Origin of the sequence: Cupriavidus sp. SIMBA_020 (assembly GCF_046535395.1) — a bacterium.
Lineage (GTDB): Bacteria > Pseudomonadota > Gammaproteobacteria > Burkholderiales > Burkholderiaceae > Cupriavidus > Cupriavidus campinensis.
The window spans coordinates 1-261 of record NZ_JAWRWU010000914.1 but is presented as its reverse complement, the minus strand read 5'-3'; the positions used below and the strand labels follow the sequence as shown (position 1 = coordinate 261).

Sequence of the window (261 nt, the reverse complement as noted above, 5' to 3'; positions counted from 1 at the left end):
CCATTCCACGGACTCAACACCAGCACGCCCGGATAGGGCTCACGCTCATCGCCGCGGCCGCGCCGCACCGTCTTGACCTGCGTGCCCGCGGCGTAGCTCACGCCGCCCAGGCGCGTCAGGCAGGCCAGCTCCGCATCGCTCACGCGCAGCAGCCGCCGCTCGCCATCCAGATAGAGGCGCGGCTCGCTCAACGGCAGCCCGAACACCTTGACCGCGACCGGGTCCTTGACCTCGATGCGCCATTGATCCGCATCGCGCGAG

At 70.5% G+C, this 261-nt stretch carries 1 pseudogene; it reads right to left on the bottom strand.

What is annotated here, in order from left to right:
* Positions 1-261 (bottom strand): annotated as a pseudogene (locus SB751_RS32095) (hypothetical protein); the annotation flags it as partial.